Below are 21715 nucleotides of genomic sequence, written 5' to 3'. Positions count from 1 at the left end.
GCCGCAGGGAACCTGTCCCCGCCCCTTCCGCGTTGGCCCGGCGATGTGTCCCGCGTGAAAGGTGTCCCGATGATCCCGACCTGGCTGACTGTCCTCGCTCTCCTGTCGCTCGCGACCGGGCTGGTCTCCGCCATCCTGATGGTCCGGCGCGTCCGGGCGCATCCGCCGCACATGAAGATCATGGCGGCGGTCTGGCCGCTCTGCTGCCTCTTCGCCGGCCCGCTGATCCTGTGGTTCCATTCCCGCCACGGGCACGGCCACGCGGACGATGCGACGCCCTTCCCGGCGGTGGTCGCCAAGGGCACGCTGCATTGCGGGGCCGGCTGCACGCTGGGCGACATCATCGCCGAGACGCTCGCCCTGCTGGCGCCGGCCGTGCTGCTTCCCTTCGGCTGGCCGGGACTCTTCGACAACCGCATCTTCGCCGTCTGGGGGCTGGATTTCGTCTTCGCCTTCGGGCTGGGGCTGGTCTTCCAGTACTACGCCATCGCGCCGATGCGCGGGCTGGGGCTGAAGGACGGGCTGTGGGCCGCACTGAAGGCCGACGCCGCCTCGCTGGCCGCCTGGCAGGTCGGCATGTACGGCGCCATGGCGATCGCGCATTTCGCGGTGTTCCCGGCGATCGCGCCGGGGGCGGAGGTCGGCGCCGCCGACCCCCTGTTCTGGTTCGCCATGCAGATCGCGATGGCAGCGGGCTTCTGCACCGCATACCCGGTCAATGCCTGGCTGATCTCGGCGGGCGTCAAGGAGCGGATGTAGCCAGCCGCATCGCCTGCCGCCGCGCGACCCGGGCGCGGATCGCCTCGATATCCGTGACCGGCGTCGCGGCGAAGAGCTGCCTGGTGTAGGGGTGCTGCGGATCGGCGAACAGCGCCTCGCGGCTGCCCTGCTCCACCACGTCGCCCTTGTTCATCACCATCACTTCGTCGGCGAGGAAGCGCACCACGCTGAGGTCGTGCGAGATGAACACGTAGGTCAGCCCGAACTCTTCCTGCAGCTCGCCCAGCAGGTTCAGCACCTGCGCCTGGACCGACAGGTCGAGCGCCGAGACCGGCTCGTCCAGCACCAGCAGCCTGGGGTTCAGCATGATCGCGCGCGCGATGGCGATCCGCTGCCGCTGGCCGCCCGAGAACATGTGCGGATAGCGGTTGAAATGCTCCGGGCCCAGCCCGACCCGCTTCAGCATCGCTTCCGCCCGGTCATGCCGCTCGGAGGCGGGCATGTCGGTGTTCAGCATCAGCGGTTCCATCAGCACGTCGCCGATCTTCTGGCGCGGGTTGAGGCTGCCATAGGGGTTCTGGAACACCATCTGCACCTTCGAGCGCAGCTCGCGCGGCACCCGGCCCCTGCCGATGGCGACCGGCTGGCCGTCGATCTTCAGCGTGCCGCCCGTCGCCGGGTCGATCAGCGCGATGATCCGGGCGAGCGTCGACTTGCCGGAACCGGATTCCCCGACGATGGCCAGGGTCTTGCCCTGCTCCACCGCGAAGTTCGCGCCCTTCACGGCGCGCAGCAGCTTCGGCTTGCCGAACATGCCCGCGGAGATGACGTAATCCTGGGTGAGGGCCTGGCCCTCGACGACATGTGTCATTGGGGCAACTCCTCGATCAGGAAGTCCGACACGGTGGGCAGCTTGCCGTCGACCGCGTTCTCGGGCAGCGCCGACAGCAGCGCCTTGGTGTAGGGGTGCTTCGGCGCCTCGAACAGGGACAGCACGTCGGCCTCCTCCATGCGCTTGCCCTTGTACTGCACCACGACGCGGTCGGCGGTCTCGGCGACCACGCCCATGTCATGGGTGATCAGGATCAGCGCCATGCCATGTTCCTCCTGCAGCGTCATCAAGAGGTCGAGGATCTGCTTCTGGATCGTCACGTCGAGCGCGGTCGTGGGCTCGTCGGCGATCAGCAGCCGCGGGTTTGTGGCGATTGCCATGGCGATCATGACGCGCTGGCACTGGCCGCCCGACATCTGGTGCGGATAGCTGGCGAGCCGCCGCTCGGGCTCGGGAATGCCGACGGCCTGGAACAGTTCCAGCGCGCGCTTCTTCGCCTCGCGCGAGGACAGCCCCGCGTTCAGCCGCAGCACCTCCTCAATCTGGAACCCCGCCGTGTAGGAGGGGTTCAGCGAGGCGATCGGCTCCTGGAAGATCATGGTGATCTCGCGGCCGATCAGGCGGCGGCGCTCGGAGGCAGACATCGCCAGCATGTCGCGCCCGTCGAAGGTCATCTCGTCGGCCGTGACGGTGGCGGTGTCGGGCAGCAGCCCCATGACGGCGAGCATCGACACGGACTTGCCCGAGCCGGACTCGCCGACGATGGCGAGCACCTCGCGGGCATCGACATGGACATCGATCCCGTCGACGGCGGTGAAGCTGCCGGTGGAGGTGGCGAAGCGGACGGTGAGGTTGCGGATGGTCAGCAGGGACATGTTCTAACCCTCAACAAAGATGCATTTTTGGGGTACACTGTTTTTCGCAACAAACAGAGTTTTTCGAATGTTACGAGTATATTGCGCATCACATGCGGCACCCGGCTCCGATCGGGACGAGAAAGAGGAAGAGGAACAAACCGGCCCCGGAGACGAAGAGGAGGCGCCGCTTCCTCCCGTTCCCGGGGAATACGGGCCATCGCGGTTCTATCACTGCCGACAGATGCCGGGCTAGGCAAAGGCGCGGGCCGCATCGAGCGCCTCCCGGAACTGGAATGACGGCGGAATCCGGGCAGTGAATCCCTGCACCGGGCCTGCCTGCTCGAGCAGCTTCAAGGCGGCTCCGGCATTGAGCACAAGCCGGTTCTCGACCCTGTACATGTCGTGCAGGATCTTTTCCTTGCGGTTCAGGCTCAGCGTCCGGAAGCGGTCCGTCTGCATTTCTTCGATCATCTGGTTCAGGCTGAGGACCTGGTTGTAGAAGGACAGGACCAGCTGCAGTTCCTCGCTGTCCAGCAATTCGGCATCCCTGGAGATCCGTTCGCCCATCAGCGGAACCGCGAGCTTGGTGACGTAGGGCGTGTAGCCTTGGTCCCCCGCGCGGCGCGCGGCCGCGAATGCCTCTGCGACTGCCTTCTTCTTGACCTCGTAGGATCCCTGGGTCTGGATATTCATCCAGACCAGCCCGATCTCGCTCCAGAGCGCCGCCAGCAGGTCGCCGCGCCGCTTCGCCTCCCGGAGCTCCGCCAGTTCCGCCTCGACGCGGCGGATGCGGAGCCAGGCGAGCACGGCCACCAGGCCGGCGGAGAAAATCCCGCCGCCGGTCAGGAGGCCCGCGATCACGGCCTGCAGCACATGGGGGTCAGACGCGAAGCCCATGCGCTCAGCTCCGCTTCAGCTTGGGGTCGAGCGCGTCGCGCAGCCCGTCGCCCATCAGGTTGATCGCCAGCACCGAGACGAGGATCGCGAGGCCCGGAAGCGTCACCACCCACCAGGCGCGCAGGATGAATTCCCGTGCCTCGGCGAGCATCGTGCCCCATTCGGGTGCGGGCGGCTGCGCGCCCATGCCGAGGAAGCCGAGCGCGGCGGAGTCGAGAACGGCGGAAGAGAAGCTGAGCGTTGCCTGCACGATCAGCGGCGCCAGGCAGTTCGGCAGGATGGTCTTGAACATCAGCCGCGCGCGGCCCGCGCCCGCCACCTGCGCCGCCACCACGTATTCGCGGTTCTTCTCGGCCATCACCGCGGCGCGGGTCAGGCGCGCGAAATGCGGCTGGTAGACGATCGCGATGGCGATCATCGCGTTGGTCAGACCCGGCCCCAGCACGGCCACCAGCACGAGCGCCAGCAGCAGCGACGGGAAGGCGAGGATCACGTCCATGACGCGCATCAGCACGGCATCGATCCAGGAGCCGAAGAAGCCCGCCAGCAGCCCGATCAGGATGCCCCCGAACAGCGCTATGGAGACGACCACGATGCCGATGAAGAGCGAATAGCGCGCCCCGAAGATCAGCCGGCTGAGGATGTCGCGGCCGACCGCATCGGTGCCCAGCAGGTATTCGGCGGAGCCGTCGGCAGTCCAGGCCGGCGGCACCAGCAGCGCGTCTCGGTACTGCAGGATCGGATCATGCGGCGCCAGCAGGGGCGCGAAGACCGCGGTCAGGACCAGCAGGGCGAAGACGGCGAGCCCGGCGACGGCACCGCGGTTCTGGCTGAAATAGAACCAGAACTCGGCGGCCATCCGGCGGCGGATCGTCCAGGTGGAGAGACGTTCGGGAGTCATGTCGGTCATTTGTGCCGGATCCTCGGATTGATCAGACCGTAGGTCAGGTCGACGATCAGGTTCACGATCATCACGATGGCCGCGATCATCAGCAGGCCGGATTGCACCACCGGATAGTCGCGGCGGGAAATGCTGTCGATCATCCACTTGCCGATGCCCGGCCATGAGAAGATCGTCTCGGTCAGGATCGCGCCCGCCATCAGCACGCCGACCTGCAGGCCGATCGTGGTGATCACGGGGATCATCGCGTTGCGCAGGGCATGGACCGAGACCACGCGGCGCTGGGTCAGGCCCTTGGCGCGGGCGGTGCGGACATAGTCCTCGCCCATCACCTCCAGCATGGCCGACCGGGTCTGCCGCGCGATCACCGCCAGCGGAATGGTCGCCAGCACGATCGAGGGCAGGATCAGGTGGCTGGCCGCCGAGCGGAATGCGCCCTCCTGCCCCGAGAGCAGGCTGTCGATCAGCATGAAGCCGGTGACGTTGTCGAAATAGTAGAGCAGCGAGATCCGCCCCGAGACCGGCGTCCAGCCCAGCGTGCCCGAGAAGAAGATGATCAGCAGCAGGCCCCACCAGAAGATCGGCATCGAGAAGCCGACCAGCGCCCCGGTCATCGAGATCTGGTCGAAGAGCGAGCCGCGCTTGATCGCCGCCAGGACGCCGACCGGCACGCCCACGAGCGTGGCGATCAGGATGGCGCAGACCGCCAGTTCGACCGTGGCCGGGAACAGCGCGAGGAACTCGGTCAGCACCGGCTTCTTGGTGACCAGCGAGGTGCCGAGATCGCCGTGGAACAGCCGGCCGAGGAAGTCCAGGTACTGGATCAGGAAGGGCCGGTCATAGCCCAGCTGCGCCGACAGTTCGGCATGGCGTTCCGGCGTGATCCCGCGTTCCCCGGCCATCAGCAGGACGGGATCGCCCGGCAGCACCCGGACGAAGCCGAAGGCCACGATGGTGATGCCGATGAAGGTCGGGATCAGGTACAGCAGCTTTGCGAGGAAAAATCGGAGCATGGGCCCTCCATGAAATCGGGCGCGCCACGAGGACGCGCCCGGCAAGTGTCAGGAAACCGGATTTACTCGGCGATGTCGACGGTTTCGAAGGTGAAGTCGCCCAGCGGGCTCATCACGAAGCCTTCGACATTGGCGCGCATCGGCACGTATTGCGTCGAATGGGCAAGGGTTGCCCAGGGCGCCTGGTCCTTGAACACGACCTGCGCCTCCTCGTAGAGCTTCGCGCGCTCGGACTGGTCCGAGATCTGCTTGGCCCGGGTGATCAGGTCGGAGAACTGGTCGTCGCACCACTGCGCGCGGTTCGAGCCGCCGTCGCCGGTCGCGGCGCAGGAAAGCAGCACGGCCAGGAAGTTGTCCGGATCGCCGTTGTCGCCGGTCCAGCCGAGGATCACCGCGCCCTTGCGGGACGGATCGGTCGATTTCTTCAGGTATTCGCCCCATTCATAGGAGACGATCTGCACGTCGACGCCGATCTTGGCGAAATCCGCCTGCATCAGCTCGGCGGTGCGGCGCGCGTTGGGCATGTAGGGACGCTGCACCGGCATCGCCCAGATCTCCATGCTCAGACCCTCCACGCCTGCCTCGGCCAGCATCGCCTTGGCGGCCTCGGGATCGTAGGCATCATCCTCGATCGCGTCGTTGTAGGACCACATGGTCGGCGGGATCGGGTTCTTGGCGACCTGGCCCGCGCCCTGGAACACGGCATCGATGATCGCCTGCTTGTTCATCGCCATGTTCAGCGCCTTGCGGACCTTCGGATTGTCGAAGGGCGGCACGGTGGTGTTGTAGGCGAGATAGGCGACGTTCAGGCCCGGCTGGCTGTCGAGCTTGAGATTGCTGTCGGACTTGATGTCCGCCAGGTCCGCCGGGGAAGGGTACGGCATCAGGTGGCATTCGCCGGCCTTCAGCTTCTGCAGGCGCACCGAGGCGTCGGGCGTGATCGCGAAGACCAGGTCGTCGATCTTCGGCGCCTCGCCGTAGAAATCCGCGTTCTTCTTGTAGCGGATGACGGCGTCCTTCTGGTAGGCGACGAAGCTGAACGGGCCGGTGCCGATCGGCTTGTTGTTGAAGTCCTCGGTGGTGCCTGCCGCCATCAGCGTGTCGGCATACTCGGCCGAGGTGATCGAGGCGAAGGGCATGGCGAGGTTGGCCATGAACGGCGCCTCGGGGCGGGTCAGCACGAACTTGACGGTATAGTCGTCGATCTTCTCGATCGAGGCGATCAGGTCGCCCATCTCCATGGCGGAGAAGTATTCGTAGCTGATGCCCGGCAGGTAGCCGTGCATCGGGTTGTCGGCATTGCCCTGGCGGTCGAAGGAGAAGATCACGTCATCGGCGTTGAACTCGCGCGACGGGGCGAAGACGTCGTTGGACTGCCACTTGACGCCCTGGCGCAGGTGGAAGGTGATCTCCGTGCCGTCCTCGGACACTTCCCAGCTTTCCGCCAGGCCGGGCTCGATTTCGGTCGTGCCCTTCTTGAACTCGACGAGGCGCGAATAGATCGGGTGGGCCGAGGCGTCGAAGGTGGTGCCAGCCGTGTAGGGCGCGGGGTCGAAGCCCTCGGGGGAGGCTTCCGAGCAATAGATGAAGGTCTTGGCGGCGACCGGCGCGGCGGCACAGAGCGCCAGCGCGGAAACCGCGGCAAGACGGCGGACAAAGCGGGTCATGGAGTATCCTTTCACTCGCTGTTGGATGCGGGAAACAGTTCCGGTCTCGCGTCATGGACCGGCTCCTCATATTCCCCCTGCCCGCTATGTCCTGAATCTTGACCGTTTGGTCAATCTCTGTCGCGGCGTCACGGCAGGAAAACCGGACTTCGGCCGCAAAATGCGCGTTTCAGGGCAGAGCCCGAACGGCAGGCGCCGCGGCGGCTTTCCGCCCGCCGGGGCGGGGCCGGCGCGTAAGCCGCAGGCCGCAGGCCCTGCCGGGGGAGGGCTTTTCCCGGCGGCCCCTATATATTGGCTCCGGCGCCTGCCGCGCTGCAACCGAAACTTTGCCTCGAACGGACCCCACGACGCGCATGGAGATCGTCGCCCTTACCGCCATCACTGCCGGACTGTTTCTCGTCGTGGGCATCTGCGAGCCCCTGGCGGAGCGGCTGCGGCTTCCCTTCAGCGTGATCCTCGCCATCGTCGGCATACTGATCGGCACCGGATCGGCGCTTTTCCTGCGCCTGGATTTCGCCAACGAACTCAACTTCATCGCCGAGAACCTCACCAACCTGCCGATCAGGGCGAACTCGTTCCTCTACATCTTCCTGCCGACGCTGCTGTTCCAGGTGACGCTGGGAATCGACATCCGCCGGATCCTCGACGACTGGGTGCCGATCCTGCTGCTCGCGGTGATCGCCGTGGTGCTGTCGACGCTGTTCATCGGCGGCGCGCTCTACGGGCTGGGGATCACCACGCTCTTCGTCGGGCTGCTGGTCGGCTCGGTGGTCTCGACCACCGACCCCTCGGCCGTGGCCAGCATCTTCCGCTCGCTTTCCGCGCCGAAGCGGCTGGGCCGGATCATCGAGGGCGAGAGCCTGCTGAACGACGCTGCGGCAATCGCGCTCTTCGGGCTGTTCATCACCTTCGTGATGGTCGGCATGCCGAATCCGACGATCTCCGACGCGCTGCGGCAGTTCCCTTATCTCGTCGCGGGCGGCGCCGCGGTCGGATGGGTGATGGCGCGGATCGGCATCTGGCTGATGGCGATGCTCAACCGCTTCGAGCTGGCGCAGGTCAGCGTCTCTGTCGCCCTGCCCTACCTGTCCTACGTGATCACGGAACAGTTCGTCTCGGCCTCGGGGGTGATTGCGGTGGTGGTCTGCGGCCTGACGCTGAACTTCGCCGGTCCCGGCCGGATCGATCCGGCACGCTGGCAGAAGCTGACCGAGACCTGGGACATCCTTGCCCACTGGGCCGGGGCGCTGATCTTCATCCTCGCCGCCATCCTGATCCCCGAGTTGATGGCGACCGCGACCTGGACCGATGCGGGCTATGTCGCCGTCGTGGCGCTGGCGGCCTTCGCCGCGCGTGCCGTGGTGCTGTTCCTGCTTCTGCCCGCGCTGACGCTGCTGCGGCTCTCGCCGCGGGTGGAGACGCCCTACAAGGCGGCGATCCTCTGGGGCGGGCTGCGCGGCGCGGTCACGCTGGCGCTGGCGCTGGCCGTGACCGAGAACGCCCGCGTTCCGGATTCGACCCAGCGCATGGTCGGCATCCTCGCCACCGGCTACACGCTGTTCACGCTGATCGTGCAGGGGACGACTCTGCGCATGGTGATCGGCTGGCTGAAGCTCGACCGGCTCTCGCCGATCGACACCGCGCTGTCCAAGCAGATCGTCGCCGTGGCCCTGCAATCCGTGCGCGAGCGGGTGTCGCAGGCCACCGAGAACTACGACCTGACCCGCGAGATCGCCCGCACCGAGGCCAAGGAATTCGGCGAGCGGCTGGACAAGGCGGTGGAAGCGGCGGAATCCGAGAAGGGCATCCTCGACCGCGACCGCATCACGCTGGGCCTCATCGCGCTGGCCGGGCACGAGCGCGACCTCGTCGACCGCGGCTTCGAGGCCGGGCTGATGTCGGCGCGGCTCTACGAACAGGCGCGCGGACTTGCCGCCCGGGTGATGGAGGCCACGCGGACCGGCGGGCGCTCGGGCTACCGCGCGGCCTACCGCAAAGGGCTTGGCTTCAGCACTTGGTTCCGGTTGGCGGTCGTGCTCGACAACCGCACGCGCATCTCGCGGCCGCTGGCGAACATGACGGCGAACCGCTTCGAATTCCTGCTCAGCCAGAGGCTGGTTCTGAAGGGGCTGCACGATTTCATCGACACGCGCATCCGGCGCATCCACCGCCGCCGCGTCGCCGACCTGCTGCACGAGCTGGTCGACCGGCGCATCGACACGGTGGAACAGGCGCTGGAGGGGCTCAAGCTGCAATATCCCGGCTATGCCGAGGAGCTGGAGCGCAAGTTCATCCGGCGCATCTCGCTCCGGCTGGAGCGGCAGGAGATGGACGACCTGCTGGAAGAGGGACTGATCGGGCCGGAGCTGCACCAGACGCTGGCGGCTCAGATCGACCGGCTGATGGCGAAGGAGCGCGCGCGGCCGAAGCTGGACCTGACGCTGCGGCGGGCCGATCTGGCGCGGCAGCTGCCGCTTTTCGCCGATCTCGACGACAAGACGGTGAAGCGGCTGGGCCGCTCGATGCTGACCCGCTATGCCGGGCCGGGCGAACTGATCCGGCGGCGCACCGATACGCCGCGGTCGGTCTTCTTCATTGCCAGCGGTGCCGTCGAGGTGAAGACCCCGATCCAGACCTACCGGCTGGGCCGCGGCGACATGTTCGGCCAGATTGCCATGCTGACGGGGCGCAAGTTCCGCGGCGACGTTTCGGCCATCGCGCCGACGACGCTGCTTGTGCTCGACGAGACGCGGTTCATGAAGATGCTGCGCTCCAACGGGGCCGTGCGCAGCGCGATCCTGGCAAGCGCCGCCGAGCGAGAGCTGCCGGGCGAGAGCCTGGAGCGGCTCAAGTCGCTGGTCGGGGACGGCTGAGCCGCCCCCGGTCCATGTCTCAGCCGAGCACCGAGGCCACGGCCTTCGCGGTCGAGGCCGCGATGCGGTCGGCTTCCGCCTCGGTCAGGCAGAAGGGCGGCGCGAAGCCGAGGATGTCGCCCTGCGGCATCGCCCGGCCGATCACGCCCTCGGAGGCCAGCGCGGTGGCGATGGCCGGACCGACCTTGCGGGACGGGTCGAAGAAGGCGCGCTTCTCGCGGTCCTCGACGAATTCCACCGCGCACATCAGACCTTCGCCGCGGATTTCCCCGACATTGGCATGGGCCCCCAGCGCATCGCGCAGCGCCGCCTGGAAATAGGCGCCGGTCTTGCCCGCCTGCTCGACGAGATTCAGGTCGTCGATGAGCTTGAGGTTGGCAACGCCCGCCGCCGCACCGATCGGGTGGGCAGAATAGGTCCAGCCATGGCCGATCGGGCCGTTCTCGTCGGTGCCCTGCTCCAGCACGGACCACATCTTGTCGCCGACGATCGAGCCCGAAAGCGGCGCATAGGCCGAGGTCAGGCCCTTGGCGATGGTGATCAGGTCCGGCTTGAGCCCGTAATGCTCGGAACCGAACATGGAGCCCAGGCGTCCGAAGCCGGTGACGACCTCGTCCGCGACCAGCAGGATGTCGTGCTTGGCCAGCACCTCCTGGATCGCCTGCCAGTAGCCCGCGGGCGGCGGCACGATGCCCCCGGTGCCCAGAACCGGCTCGCCGATGAAGGCCGCGATCGTGTCCGCGCCCTCGCGCTCGATCAGCGCCTCCAGCTCGGCCACGCAATGCGCGACGAACCCGGCCTCGCTCTGCGCGGTGTCCGCCCGGCGGTAGTAATAGGGCGCCTCGGTGTGTATCACCTGGGCCAGCGGCAGGTCGAACTTCTTGTGGAAGAGCTCCAGCCCGGTCAGCGAACCGGTCATCAGGCCCGAGCCGTGATAGCCGCGCCAGCGCGAGATGATCTTCTTCTTCTCCGGCAGGCCGCGGATGTTGTTGTAGTACCAGATCAGCTTGACGTTGGTCTCGTTCGCATCCGAGCCCGACAGGCCGAAATAGACCTTCGACATGTGCGACGGCGCGCGGTCGAGGACCATCTGGGCAAGCGTGATGGAGGCCTCGGTGCCGTGGCCGACATAGGCGTGGTAATAGGCCAGCTCCTTCGCCTGCTCGGCGATCGCATCGGCGATCTCCGGACGGCCGTAGCCGACGTTCACGCAGTAGAGACCGGCGAAGGCGTCAAGCAGCTCGCGGCCGTCGCGGTCGACGATCGTGCAGTCCTTCGCCGTCTTGATGATCCGGCTCGGGGTCTCGCCGCGGGCATGCTGGGCGAGATGGGTGGAGGGGTGGAAGAAGCTGTCGCGGTCCCACTTGGCGAGCTGGTCATTGGTCAGCATGTCATGTCCTCTTTTCGGATCCGGTTGCGTTGCGTCATGCCCAGTCGCGGCAGACGTACTTGATTTCCATGAAGTCCTGCATGCCCGCGCGGGCGCCTTCGCGGCCCAGGCCGGACTGCTTGACGCCGCCGAACGGGATCGGCGCGCCGGTGACCTTGGTGCGGTTCACCGCCACCATGCCGTATTGCAGAGCGCGGCTCAGCCGGTAGATGCGCCGCGGGTCCATCGCATGGACATAGGCGACGAGGCCGTATTCGCTGTCATTGGCCCTGGCGACAGCCTCCTCCTCGGTGTCGAAGGGAAGGACCGGCGCGACCGGGCCGAAGGTTTCCTCGCGCAGGATCGCGGCATCCGCGGGCACGTCCGTCAGGACGGTCGGCTCGAAGAACAGCGGGCCCAGCGGGCTGACCTTGCCGCCGCAGGCGATCTTGGCGCCCTTGGCAACGGCATCCTGCACGTGCTCCTGCTGCTTGGCAACGGCGCGGGCATTCATCAGCGGGCCGATATCCGGGTCGTCCATGCCCAGGCCCATGGTGAGTTCCTTCACCGCCGCGGTGAATTTCGCGCAGAAGGCGTCGTAGACCGGCCGCTGCACGTAGATGCGGTTGGCACCGAGGCAGTCCTGCCCGGAGGTCGCGAATTTCGCCTTCACCGTCTCAGCCACGGCGCGGTCGAGATCGGCCTCGGCGAAGACGATCACCGGCGCATGCCCGCCGAGTTCCAGCACCAGCTTCTTCACTGTCTCCGCCGACTGGCGGTAGAGCAGCCGGCCGACCTCGGTCGAGCCGGTGAAGCTGAGCGCGCGGACGCGGGCATCCGCCGTCCATTCGCCGACGATCTCGGGCGCATGGCCGGTGATCACGTTGAACACGCCCGCAGGCATCCCGGCGCGCTCGGACAGCTCGGCCAGCGCCAGAGCGCTGAACGGGGTCTCCGCGGAAGGATGCGCCACCACGGTGCAGCCCGCGGCCAGCGCGGCGGCCGCCTTGCGGGTCAGCATCGCCGAGGGGAAGTTCCAGGGCGTGATCAGCGCAGCGACTCCGACCGGCTCCATCCACAGCTCCATCTCGGCATCGGGCAGATGCGAGGTGACGCTCTCGATGTTCGGCCGCTTGGCCTCCTCGGCATAGTATTCGACGAAGGAGGAGGCGTAGTCGATCTCGCCGCGCGCCTCGGAAAGCGGCTTGCCCTGCTCGAGCACCATGATCCGCGCGAGGTCTTCCTTGGCGTCCGTGATCAGCCCGTGCCAGCGGCGCAGGATGGCGCCCCGCTCGTGCGGCAGCAGCGCCGACCAGGCCGGAAAGGCGCCGGAAGCGGCATCGACCGCGGCGCGGGACTGGTCCGCGCCGAGCGCGGCGACATCGCCGAGATGGGCGCCGCTGGCCGGGTCGGTGACGGCGAAGGTCGCGCCGGTTTCCGCGGCGACCCATTTGCCGCCGAGATAGGCGAAGCTGCGGAGGAGACGCTTGTCTCCGATGTCGGGGCGGGCCGAAAGCACTGTGTCGAGCATGGCAAGTCTCCTTTCCTCTGCAGGGAAGATGCCCTGTCAAAGGCAGGGGAAGAGACCGGATGCAGGCTTTCTGCAGGCGGGACGGACTGGCTCGGGCGGCTTCCGCAGGCCGCATGGACCGCCGGCCGCCCCGCGGCCCGCCGGGGGGCAGGAAGGCCCGACCCGGCTGCCGCCGGGCCCTTCTTCCCGAGGGCAGCCGAGTCGGGCCAGCGCCGGCCTCCGGATGGCGCGTGCCCTGGCTGGCGGCGGACGGGCGCCCCGCTCAGTCCCCGGCGAGGATCTCCAGCGGCGGCGGCCCGCCCCCCTTGACCTGCTTGGTCACCACATAGGTGAAGTAGCGCGCGATGCCGATCCGCTGGTCGAGCAGCGCATCCATCAGCCGCTGATAGGCATCGACGTCCCGGGTCACGATCTGCATCAGGTAGTCGAAGCCGCCGCCGAGCGCCCAGCAGGCGGTGATCTCGTCATGCGCCCCCAGCGCCGCCTCGAACCGGCGGAAGCTCGCCTGGGTGTGATCCCCCAGCTCCGCCGCCACGAACACCGTCACCGAAGGTCCCAGCGCGCGCAGGTTGATCTCGGCGCGGTAGCCTTCGATCAGACCGGCGCGCTCCAGCTTGCGCAGCCTTTCCCAGGCCGGGGTCGGCGACAGGCCGACCCGTTCGGCGAGGGCCGCCTTGGAAATCCGTCCCTCCCGCGCGAGCACGCGGAGGATCTCGATGTCGCGGGCGTCGAGCTTGATCACGGGCGCTGTCCTCCTGGCCGGTCCGTCCGGCCCCTCCGGCCTAGCCTGCCCGGCAGGGGGGCTGCAATGCCGGGACCGCCCGGAGCCGGCGCCGCAGCCCGGCTGCCCGCGCTTGCGGCAGCCGATGCCCGCGCGATAGGCTCCGCCCGACCCTTTCCGACGAGTGCCCCCGATGCCCGGTTCGACCAGCCTCCTGCAGACCATCTTCCTGTCCCTCGGCATCGCGCTCATGGCGGGGTGGATCCTGATCGTCGGCAAGGCGGTGATCGTGCCGGTGCTGTCGGCGGTGATCGCGGTCTACGTGCTGATCAACGGTGCCGCCTGGCTGCGCCGCTGGACGGTGCTGCGCCGCTTTCCCGGCTGGCTGCTGCACATGGCGATCCTGGCCGCCTTCGTGGTCGGGCTGTTCTCCATGGCGGCGGTCGTGGCGGTGACGCTGGAGGAGATGGCCGACAGCGCGCCGGTCTACCAGGCCAACCTGGAGGCCTTCGCCGTGCGCGCCGCCGAAGCCTTCGGCGCCGAGAGCGATCCGACCTGGGACGACATCCGCGGCCTCGCCTTCGGCCAGCTCGACCTGCCCTCCCGGATCGGCGGGCTCTTCGCCTCCCTGACCAGCCTGGCCGGCTCTGTCTTCATCATCATCATCTATGCCGGCTTCCTGATGGGCCAGTGGGCCAGCTTCCCCAAGAAGATCGCTGCCGCCTTCAGCGCCGAAGGCGAGGCCGACTGGCTGCTGGAGATCGGCGGCGAGATCAACCGCAAGATCGGCGACTACCTGACGGTCAAGACGCTGGTGAACATCGTGCTGGGGGTGCTCTGCTACGGCGTGCTCTGGGCGATGGATGTCGATTTCGCGCTGTTCTGGGCAGTCTGCATCGGGCTGCTGAACTACATCCCCTATCTCGGCTCCTGGATCGGGGTGATGCTGCCGGTGATGCTGTCCTTCGCCCAGTTCGGCGAGATCTGGCGCACGGTGGTGCTGACGCTCCTGCTGACGGCGATGCAGATCTTCGTCGGATCGGTGCTGGAGCCGCGCTGGATCGGGCGGCAGCTGAACCTCTCGCCCTTCGTGGTGATCCTGGCGCTGTCCTTCTGGTCGGCGCTCTGGGGGATTTCCGGGGCGATCCTGGCAGTGCCGCTGACCAGCGTCCTGGTGATCATCTTCAGCGAATTCCCCGGAACCCGGCCGATTGCCGTGCTGATTTCGGATGTCGGCCAGCGCGACGGCCGGCCCGGGAGCTGAGCGGCGGAGAGGAATTCTTCATCCTAAGGGCTTACCCCGGTCGGCAGCCGCCCGGAATCCGGGCCGCGCATCCGCATCCGGGAGTCCGCCATGTTCCGATCTCTGCTGGTCCTGCTCTGCCTCTGCCTGCCCGCCGCCGGGCACGCACAGAAGGTCGCCGTAACGATGAGCAACGGCGCCTGGACCTTCACCGCCTCGCTGACCGGCCATATCGAGGCGGCGTTGGCTGCGGCGGGCGCGGCCGATCCGGTGATCCACGACGCAGGCGGCGACCGCCAGGCCCAGCTCGACGCAGTTGCCGATTTCATCGGCCGGGACGTCGACGTGATGATCGTCAACCTGCTCAGCACGGATGACGGGCTGCGCGTGTCCCGGCTGGCGGAAAAGGCCCGGATCCCGATCGTCTACGTCAATGTCGAGCCGATCAACAGCGCGGTCCTGCCGGAAGGCCAGAGCTATGTCGGCTCCGACGAGACCGAGTCCGGCACGCTGGAATTCGGCCATGTCTGCGACCGGCTGGGCGGCAAGGGCACGGTTTCCTTCCTGATCGGCGACCTCGTCAGTTCCGCCGCGCGCTCCCGCACGCTGGACTATTACGCGTTGCTGGGCACGCCGCGCTGCGCCGGGATCGAGGTGCTCGACGAGGGCTTCGCGAACTGGTCGCGCGACGAGGCGTCCGCCAGGGCCGGAGAATGGATTGCCGCAGGCCGGGTCCCGGATGCCTTCGTCGCCAACAATGACGACATGGCGCTCGGCGCGATCGACGCGATCGGCAAGGCCGGCCTCGACAAGGACCGCATCATGGTGACCGGCATCGACGCCACCGCGGTCGCGCTGCAATCGATGGGCGACGGCGTGCTCGATGCAACGGTGCTCCAGAATGCGCGGGGCCAGGCCGAAAGCGCGGTCGCCACGGCGCTGGCCCTGGCCCGCGGCGACGGCGGGACCGAGCGCATCATCTATGTGCCCTTCGAACTGGTGACGCCGGAAAATCTCGGCTCCTACCTTCCGAGCAACTGACAGGCAGCAGGAAACGCCCGCAAATGACCCAATTCCTCAGCCGCTTCTTTTCCGGCCTGACATTCCGGATCACCGGTGCGATCGTCAGCCTGGCAGCCATCATGGCCCTTGCGCTCCTGCTGGCGAATGTCCTGCTCCGAGATTTCGCAGGCGAAATGGAACGGCTTTCCCGGCACGGCGTACCGAACCTGATGTCCACGTCCGAAGTCATGGCCCGCAGCAATGCACTGCCGCAGGGCTTCGCACAGCTGCTGATGGCCGGCACGCCCGAGGACCTCGCTCTTGCCACGGACGAAAGCAGCGCAGCGCTCGACGCGTTCTTCGACATTGCCAGGACGCGGCCGCCGCGCCAGGCGATCGAACTCGCGTCCAAGCTGTCCGAGCTGAAATTCAGCATGCTCAGCCTGGCCATGGCCCGCGAGGACGAGATCGCCGCAGCATCGGGCTTCGCCGCGGGGCTGGAGGCCCTCTCGGGCATCTTCGTGTCGCTCGGCGGTTCCGGCGCAGCCGCCTCCGTGGACTTCACCGGCCTGCTGAGCCTGGCCTTCCAGGTCTCCCGCGCCACCGGAGAAGACGGGCTGAACACGCTCGGCACCGAGCTGCGGTCCCAGCTCGACTCGGCAGGCTTCGCGCTGATGGCGTCCGAGCCGGAGGCGTCCCGGACCCTGCTGTCGCTCGCGGATGGCGATACCGACCTGCTGGAACTGCGCAAGACCGAACTCGCGGCGCGTCTCGAGGCGCACCGCCAGGCGACCTCCGCCCTCGCCGCCGTGGAAAAGCTCGGCTCCGGCGCGGCAACTCTGGCGCAGGAGGCGCTGCGCTCGCTGGACGGGGATGCCAGGGCGCTCACCGCCAAGTCCGACACCGCCAGCCGCAACCTGCTGCTGCTCGGCGCGCTGGCCGCCGCGGCCGTGCTGCTTGCGGTGACAGTCACCCAGAAGTCGATCGTGCGGCCGCTGCAATCGCTGATCCGCCGCACGCGCCAGCTCGCGGACGGCGACACCTCCGCCATGGACGGCATGCGCCGACGCAGCGGCGAAATCGCCGATCTTGCCGAAGCTCTGACCATCTTCCGCGACAACATCATCAGCAACCGCCAGCTGGAGGAAGAGGCCCGGAAGGCCACGGCTGCACAGGAAGCCCTGCGCCGTGAAGAGGAGCGCCGGAAACTGGAGGCAGAGCGCGCCGAAATGGAGCGCAAGGCCGAAGAGGAGCGCGCAGTTCTGGAACGCGAGCGCAGCGAACAGCAGGAACGCCAGCAGAGGGACGCCCGGGAACAGCAGGAGCGCGAAGCGCGGCTGGCCGAACAGCAGCAGGTCGTGGCGACGCTGGCCGACAGCCTCGACCGGCTTGCCGACGGAGACCTCACCGCCTCCATCGACGTAGAGTTCCCCCCCGGCTACGAAGAGCTCCGGCTGAATTTCAACCGCACGATCGACGCGCTCGCCCGCCTGGTGCTCGTCATCCGCGAAAGCTCGCAGAACATCCTGTCCTCCTCGACGGAAGTGTCCAGCGTCACCACCGACCTTGCCAAGCGGACCGAGAAGACCGCGGCCACTCTGGAAGAGACTGCCGCCGCCGTCGCGCAGCTCACGGCCAGCGCGGCGTCCTCGGCCGGCAATTCCCGCACGACCGAAAAGGCCGCCCTGCAGGTCCGCTCCGAGGCACAGGCCTCGCAGGACATTGTCCGCAGCACCATCGCGGCCATGGAGGCCATCTCCGAATCTTCGGAAAAGATCAGCCGGATCATTCATGTCATCGACGACATCGCGTTCCAGACCAACCTGCTGGCCCTCAATGCCGGGGTGGAGGCAGCACGGGCCGGAGAGACCGGCCGCGGATTTGCGGTTGTCGCCTCGGAGGTCCGCGCGCTGGCGCAGCGTGCGTCGGATGCGGCCAGGGAAATCGGAACCCTGATCGGCCAGAGCAACGAGAATGTCCGCGACGGCGTGGACCGGGTGGCGCAGACAGGCAATTCGCTCGACGGCATCGTCAAGCTGATCGACGGCATCGCGGAGAACATCTCCGCCCTCGCCACTACTGCCGACGAACAATCGCTCAGCGTCCGCGAAATCAACACGGCCACCAACCAGCTGGACTCCATGACCCAGCAGAATGCGGCCATCTTCGAGGAAACCTCGGCCTCGACCATGGACCTGACCCGCGAGGCGGAGACCCTCGCCAGCGAAGTGGCGAAATTCCGCCAGGGCGGAGATGGCCCGCGTGCCACCGGGAAAGCCGGAATTCCCGGCGGCGGCGAACGCGATGGCACTAGCGGGACAGCGTTGCACTCAACGTTCAGCAAACGGGCAGTGGGCGAGTGAGCCAAGCGTCAGCGCGCCCCCGTTCCGGTCGCAGGTTCCGCTAGTTGGCGCCATCTATGCGCACGTCGGGAGGCAGAGAGCTGCCAGAGGGCAGCCAATGATGCGCGATCATCCCGTTGCGGGCCCGACACCCGTGTCCGCACCGTATACGTCCATCCTTCGCGTCGCGATGCACTGACTTGATGAGCCCCCGAAAAAGTCCCCGCTCGGCGCGGTTGCGCAAATCAGGTGACGACCGCAGTTGCTCTTTCCCCGGGCACGCTTATCCCGCAGCCATGATGACCGGGATGTCGGGGGCCGTGAAGCGGTTGAGTGCCTCCACCCGGATCTGGACCCCGGCAACCTGTGGGTGGAAGGTGAGGCATCGCGCTGCCGTCGGTCCGAAGCCGATGCCGAACAGACATCATCCGCTGGCCAAGCGACTTCGCGCAACTCATCCAATCGCCGGGGAACATGTCGCACGGACCTTTTCCCGATCCGGCTCATATCTCGACTCTGCTGCGCCGCTGACAACCGCTCCAGTTGCGCCGGAGCGCCCGGCCAACATGCTTCGAAGCCCGCAGGATCTCGTTGCGCGCCCGGGCTACGGCACTGTCCGGCTTCCATGGCCTGACGTTGCGGCGGGGCGGGAACGAGGGCCTGACTGCCGTCGCCCATCGGGCGCGAACCGATGGCGCATCCGCTGGCAACTCGGCCGTCACCGTGGCAATCTCCTCGTTCGCGGGGAGCCAGCCGAGCGTCCCGGGCAGCATCCCTCGCCAGGTCGCCCGGACTGGTGGCGTTCACCGGCTCGGCATCGTCGGCCTTGCCGGAGGTGACCTCGACCGCCCGGAGCTCCATGTTCGCTGTGCCGGGCTCCGCCCGTCCACCCCTCAAATCCGGCCCCGGAGGATTTGCCGCTTCCGCGGACCGGACCGAACTCTCCCGGACGGCTTCCCGATCCTCCCTGCTCCCCGTCGATCCCGAGGTAGATCTTGCGCCGCGAGCAAACCGCGCCCTTGGAGCCGCGATACGGGATGGCGACCTCCGTTGTGCGACGGGCCTTCGCGGCGCCAATTGCGCCACGGTCCCGTCTCGCCCTGACGGCGTGACAGGGTGCTGAACTGACGAGGACAGGAAATCCACCTCGGGGACGGATTGCCCGGCGAAGGGCACGGACCAGCTTGGTTCCGCAAGCTCCGGTAGGTTCGCCTTCCCCCCTCCTCGCCGCCGCCCATCGGCCCCGGACCGACAGCGCCGCGATGGCTCACCCTGGCCGACGGCAGCCCCAGAAGGACCTTGAGGGTCAGGCAGGCCCGGATTGTTGGCGTCGGGCAACGCTCCACCTGTCCGGCCTCCAATCCTCTCCCGGAGGATTTGCCACTGGCACAGACCGGTCCGGACTCCCCCGGACCATCTGCCGATCCTCCTCATTCAGGGGAGACGGGCGAGCGCCCCGGGCGGCCTTCCTTTGGCACGAGCCAGACCGGAGCGAGCCGCGCCGCTTCGGCGCGGCATTGCGGGATGTCCGCTTGGCTGTGCCGTCGCGGGCAGGCCCAGGCTTTGTCATGGCGGGGTCTCGACGCAAGGGGTTCACGACGTGACTCCAGACCCTCGGTGAGTCCTGCAACAAGCCCGTGCGGCCCCCTCTTTCAGCGCGTCGATCAAGGCCCGCGCTTCCGCGCTGCGCGAAGGCCGCTGGTTGCGTGCCTTCCTCCAGCGCTCCTGCCGCCATGGAGTTCTCCCGCTAGGAGGCCGCGCCGCGCTTTTCATGGGCGGCCAGCGCCAGCCCGTCGACTACCGCGGTGAAGGCATCTGCCTGCAGGACCGCAGCCTCCGGGCACAGGCCCCGCATTTCCCCGGCGACGAAGCCCATCAAGCTCGACCCGCCAACCAGCAGGACCTTGCCGATCCGTTCCGGCAGCAGCCCGGCCCGCTGCGCCGTTTCGGCCGCTGCCTCGCGCAACGCATGGCGATGGCCCTCGACGGCGGCAGCGAAGCTCGCGGGCCCGACCGGCGCGGACAACCCCGGTTCCAGGAAATCCATGGCGATGCGGCCCTGGCCGCCACTGAGGTTGGCCTCGATCTTGCCGCGCTCGACCGCAAAGGCCAGTTCGTGGCCGAGTTCCGTCTCCAGGAGCTCGCAGAGCCGGCCGAGCTTTTCCGGCTCGACCGCCAGCCGCGCGAGACCGGCAGCCATGCGGCGGGTTTCGGGCGTGTACAGAAACGGAATCGCGTCGCGCGTGGCCAGGTCGCGGTAGGGAGCGACCGGAACCGGCACGCGGCCGTCGCCCATCTCGCGGCGCAATTCCCCGCCGAGACCGAGGAGCGGCATGGCATGGCGCATCGAGACCGAATGGTCGAAGTCCGTGCCGCCCAGCCGGATGCCGTGGCTGGCGAGGACATCGATCCCGCCGCCTTCCTCGCGGAACAGCGTGAAATCCGAGGTGCCGCCGCCGATATCGACGACCAGTCCGACACCCCCGTCCGGTCCCTTGCCGCGGCAGGCCAGCGCCGCCGCCTCCGGCTCGGCGAGGAAGGCGACCTCTTCGAACCCCGCCGCGAGATAGCAGGCGCGCAGGTCCGTTTCCGCCTGCACGTCGATCTCGGGCGCGCGGGTGTGGAAATGCACCGGACGGCCGGAAAGCGCGCGGGAAAACCGCATGCCGGTCGCCGCCTCGGCACGCTCCTTCAGCTCGGCCAGGAAGGCGGTGACGATATCCGCGAGCGAACGGCGGCGGTCGCCGATCCAGCGCGTCTCGCCGAAGAGCGGCAGGCCGAGGACGCGTTTCATCGCGGCCATGTAGCGCCCCTCCTCGCCGGCGATCAGCGCCTCCGCAGCGGAGGCGCCGATGCGCATCGCCGCGCCCGAGGCCGGGAAGAATACGGCCGTGGGCAGCGTCTCGGCGCCGCGCTCTATCGGGATGCGGTAGATGCCGCCCTCCCAGGCGAGCGCCGCGGCGGTGTTGGAGGTTCCGAAATCGATGGCGAGGGTCTGGGTCTGCATGGCGGTCCCCGGTATGGCGGAGCCCGGCGGCGTAGCGCGGATCGCCGCGGGTGGCAAGCGCCGCAGCGACAGGCGGGACATTCGCCGCGGCGGCTGCTAGCAGGGACGGATGATGACCGAGCAGAGGCAGGCAGGACCCGGATGAGCCGCGCGAGAAGCACCCGCAAACTGACCCGCATCCAGCGGGAAAAGCGCCGGGCGATCTTCGAGGCGGCGCTGGACGTGTTCTCCGAACAGGGGCTGCGCGGCGCCACGCTGGAACAGATCGCCACCGCCTCCGGGCTCTCGAAGCAGAACATCATCTACTATTTCGACGGCAAGGAGGCGATCTACAGCGAGCTGCTGGGCGGCCTGCTGGAAACCTGGATCGCGCCGCTGCGCGAGCTGTCTGCCGAGGGCGAGCCGCTGGAGGAGATCCTGACCTACATGCGGCGGAAGCTGGAGATGTCGCGCAGCATGCCGCGGGAAAGCCGCCTATTCGCCACCGAGATCCTGCGCGGCGCGCCGCTGCTGGACGAGATCCTGCATGACGGGCTGCGCAAGCTGGTGGACGAGAAGGCGCAGGTGATCGCCGCCTGGGCCGCTGCCGGGCGGATCGCGCCGATCGACCCGCACCACCTGATCTTCTCGGTCTGGTCGATGACCCAGCACTATGCCGATTTCGACCTGCAGGTCTGCGCCGTGCTGGGCGAGGCGCGCAGTGCCGGGCGCTTCGGCGAGGCGGAGGCCTTCCTGACCAC

Annotated in this window: 16 protein-coding genes; 6 read left to right on the top strand and 10 right to left on the bottom strand. The window is 67.9% G+C overall.

Annotated elements, in window-relative coordinates; all coding sequences use genetic code 11:
• Window positions 1-69 precede the first annotated feature (69 nt).
• Complete coding sequence (locus HCC78_RS11770; RefSeq protein ID WP_172328973.1) at window positions 70-759, top strand: DUF4396 domain-containing protein; 690 nt, start codon at window positions 70-72, stop codon at window positions 757-759.
• On the opposite strand, the gene HCC78_RS11765 is transcribed toward HCC78_RS11770, so the two are convergent.
• The 6 genes from HCC78_RS11765 to HCC78_RS11740 all read right to left on the bottom strand — a co-directional run bounded on the left by HCC78_RS11765 (window position 743) and on the right by HCC78_RS11740 (window position 6887).
• Window positions 743-1591 (bottom strand): ATP-binding cassette domain-containing protein, encoded by an 849-nt coding sequence (locus tag HCC78_RS11765; RefSeq protein ID WP_172328972.1) that lies wholly within the window; start codon window positions 1589-1591, stop codon window positions 743-745. The genes HCC78_RS11770 and HCC78_RS11765 overlap by 17 nt on opposite strands.
• Complete coding sequence (locus HCC78_RS11760; protein ID WP_172328971.1) at window positions 1588-2427, bottom strand: ABC transporter ATP-binding protein; 840 nt, start codon at window positions 2425-2427, stop codon at window positions 1588-1590. The genes HCC78_RS11765 and HCC78_RS11760 overlap by 4 nt, the downstream gene beginning before the upstream one ends.
• A 231-nt stretch (window positions 2428-2658) precedes the next feature.
• A complete protein-coding gene (locus HCC78_RS11755; protein ID WP_172328970.1) occupies window positions 2659-3306 on the bottom strand; it encodes a hypothetical protein in 648 nt (215 codons plus the stop codon).
• A 4-nt stretch (window positions 3307-3310) separates the two neighbouring features.
• Window positions 3311-4207: an ABC transporter permease subunit gene (locus HCC78_RS11750; RefSeq protein ID WP_371743816.1), complete on the bottom strand. Its 897-nt coding sequence runs from the start codon at window positions 4205-4207 to the stop codon at window positions 3311-3313.
• A gap of 5 nt (window positions 4208-4212) precedes the next feature.
• Window positions 4213-5220: an ABC transporter permease subunit gene (locus tag HCC78_RS11745; protein ID WP_172328968.1), complete on the bottom strand. Its 1008-nt coding sequence runs from the start codon at window positions 5218-5220 to the stop codon at window positions 4213-4215.
• A 62-nt stretch (window positions 5221-5282) separates the two neighbouring features.
• The gene (locus HCC78_RS11740) at window positions 5283-6887 is read right to left on the bottom strand and encodes an ABC transporter substrate-binding protein (protein WP_172328967.1); all 1605 of its coding nucleotides are present in this window, start codon (window positions 6885-6887) and stop codon (window positions 5283-5285) included.
• Window positions 6888-7240: 353 nt separating this feature from the next.
• On the opposite strand from HCC78_RS11740, the gene HCC78_RS11735 reads away from it, so the two are divergent.
• On the top strand, window positions 7241-9760 hold the full coding sequence (locus tag HCC78_RS11735; RefSeq protein ID WP_172328966.1) for a cation:proton antiporter: 2520 nt from the start codon (window positions 7241-7243) through the stop codon (window positions 9758-9760).
• A 19-nt stretch (window positions 9761-9779) separates the two neighbouring features.
• On the opposite strand, the gene HCC78_RS11730 is transcribed toward HCC78_RS11735, so the two are convergent.
• The 3 genes from HCC78_RS11730 to HCC78_RS11720 all read right to left on the bottom strand — a co-directional run bounded on the left by HCC78_RS11730 (window position 9780) and on the right by HCC78_RS11720 (window position 13399).
• Entirely contained in the window at window positions 9780-11150 is a 1371-nt protein-coding gene (locus tag HCC78_RS11730) for an aspartate aminotransferase family protein (protein ID WP_172328965.1), read from the bottom strand.
• A gap of 34 nt (window positions 11151-11184) precedes the next feature.
• Window positions 11185-12660 (bottom strand): NAD-dependent succinate-semialdehyde dehydrogenase, encoded by a 1476-nt coding sequence (locus tag HCC78_RS11725; protein WP_172328964.1) that lies wholly within the window; start codon window positions 12658-12660, stop codon window positions 11185-11187.
• A 262-nt stretch (window positions 12661-12922) separates the two neighbouring features.
• Window positions 12923-13399, bottom strand: a complete 477-nt coding sequence (locus HCC78_RS11720) for a winged helix-turn-helix transcriptional regulator (protein WP_172329041.1) — start codon at window positions 13397-13399, stop codon at window positions 12923-12925.
• A gap of 175 nt (window positions 13400-13574) precedes the next feature.
• Between HCC78_RS11720 and HCC78_RS11715 the strand changes: the two genes are divergently transcribed.
• The 3 genes from HCC78_RS11715 to HCC78_RS11705 all read left to right on the top strand — a co-directional run bounded on the left by HCC78_RS11715 (window position 13575) and on the right by HCC78_RS11705 (window position 17989).
• Window positions 13575-14645, top strand: a complete 1071-nt coding sequence (locus HCC78_RS11715; protein ID WP_172328963.1) for an AI-2E family transporter — start codon at window positions 13575-13577, stop codon at window positions 14643-14645.
• A 90-nt stretch (window positions 14646-14735) separates the two neighbouring features.
• On the top strand, window positions 14736-15665 hold the full coding sequence (locus tag HCC78_RS11710) for a substrate-binding domain-containing protein (RefSeq protein ID WP_172328962.1): 930 nt from the start codon (window positions 14736-14738) through the stop codon (window positions 15663-15665).
• A gap of 23 nt (window positions 15666-15688) precedes the next feature.
• Entirely contained in the window at window positions 15689-17989 is a 2301-nt protein-coding gene (locus HCC78_RS11705) for a methyl-accepting chemotaxis protein (RefSeq protein WP_172328961.1), read from the top strand.
• A 1726-nt stretch (window positions 17990-19715) separates the two neighbouring features.
• Here HCC78_RS11705 and HCC78_RS11700 read toward each other — a convergent pair.
• Complete coding sequence (locus HCC78_RS11700) at window positions 19716-20975, bottom strand: Hsp70 family protein (RefSeq protein ID WP_172328960.1); 1260 nt, start codon at window positions 20973-20975, stop codon at window positions 19716-19718.
• A 141-nt stretch (window positions 20976-21116) separates the two neighbouring features.
• On the opposite strand from HCC78_RS11700, the gene HCC78_RS11695 reads away from it, so the two are divergent.
• Window positions 21117-21715: TetR family transcriptional regulator C-terminal domain-containing protein (locus HCC78_RS11695; protein ID WP_172328959.1), on the top strand; the 599-nt coding region annotated here is incomplete at its 3' end.

The organism is Mangrovicoccus sp. HB161399 (assembly GCF_013184745.1).
Classification (GTDB): domain Bacteria; phylum Pseudomonadota; class Alphaproteobacteria; order Rhodobacterales; family Rhodobacteraceae; genus Mangrovicoccus.
This window is presented reverse-complemented; position numbering and strand designations above follow the sequence as displayed.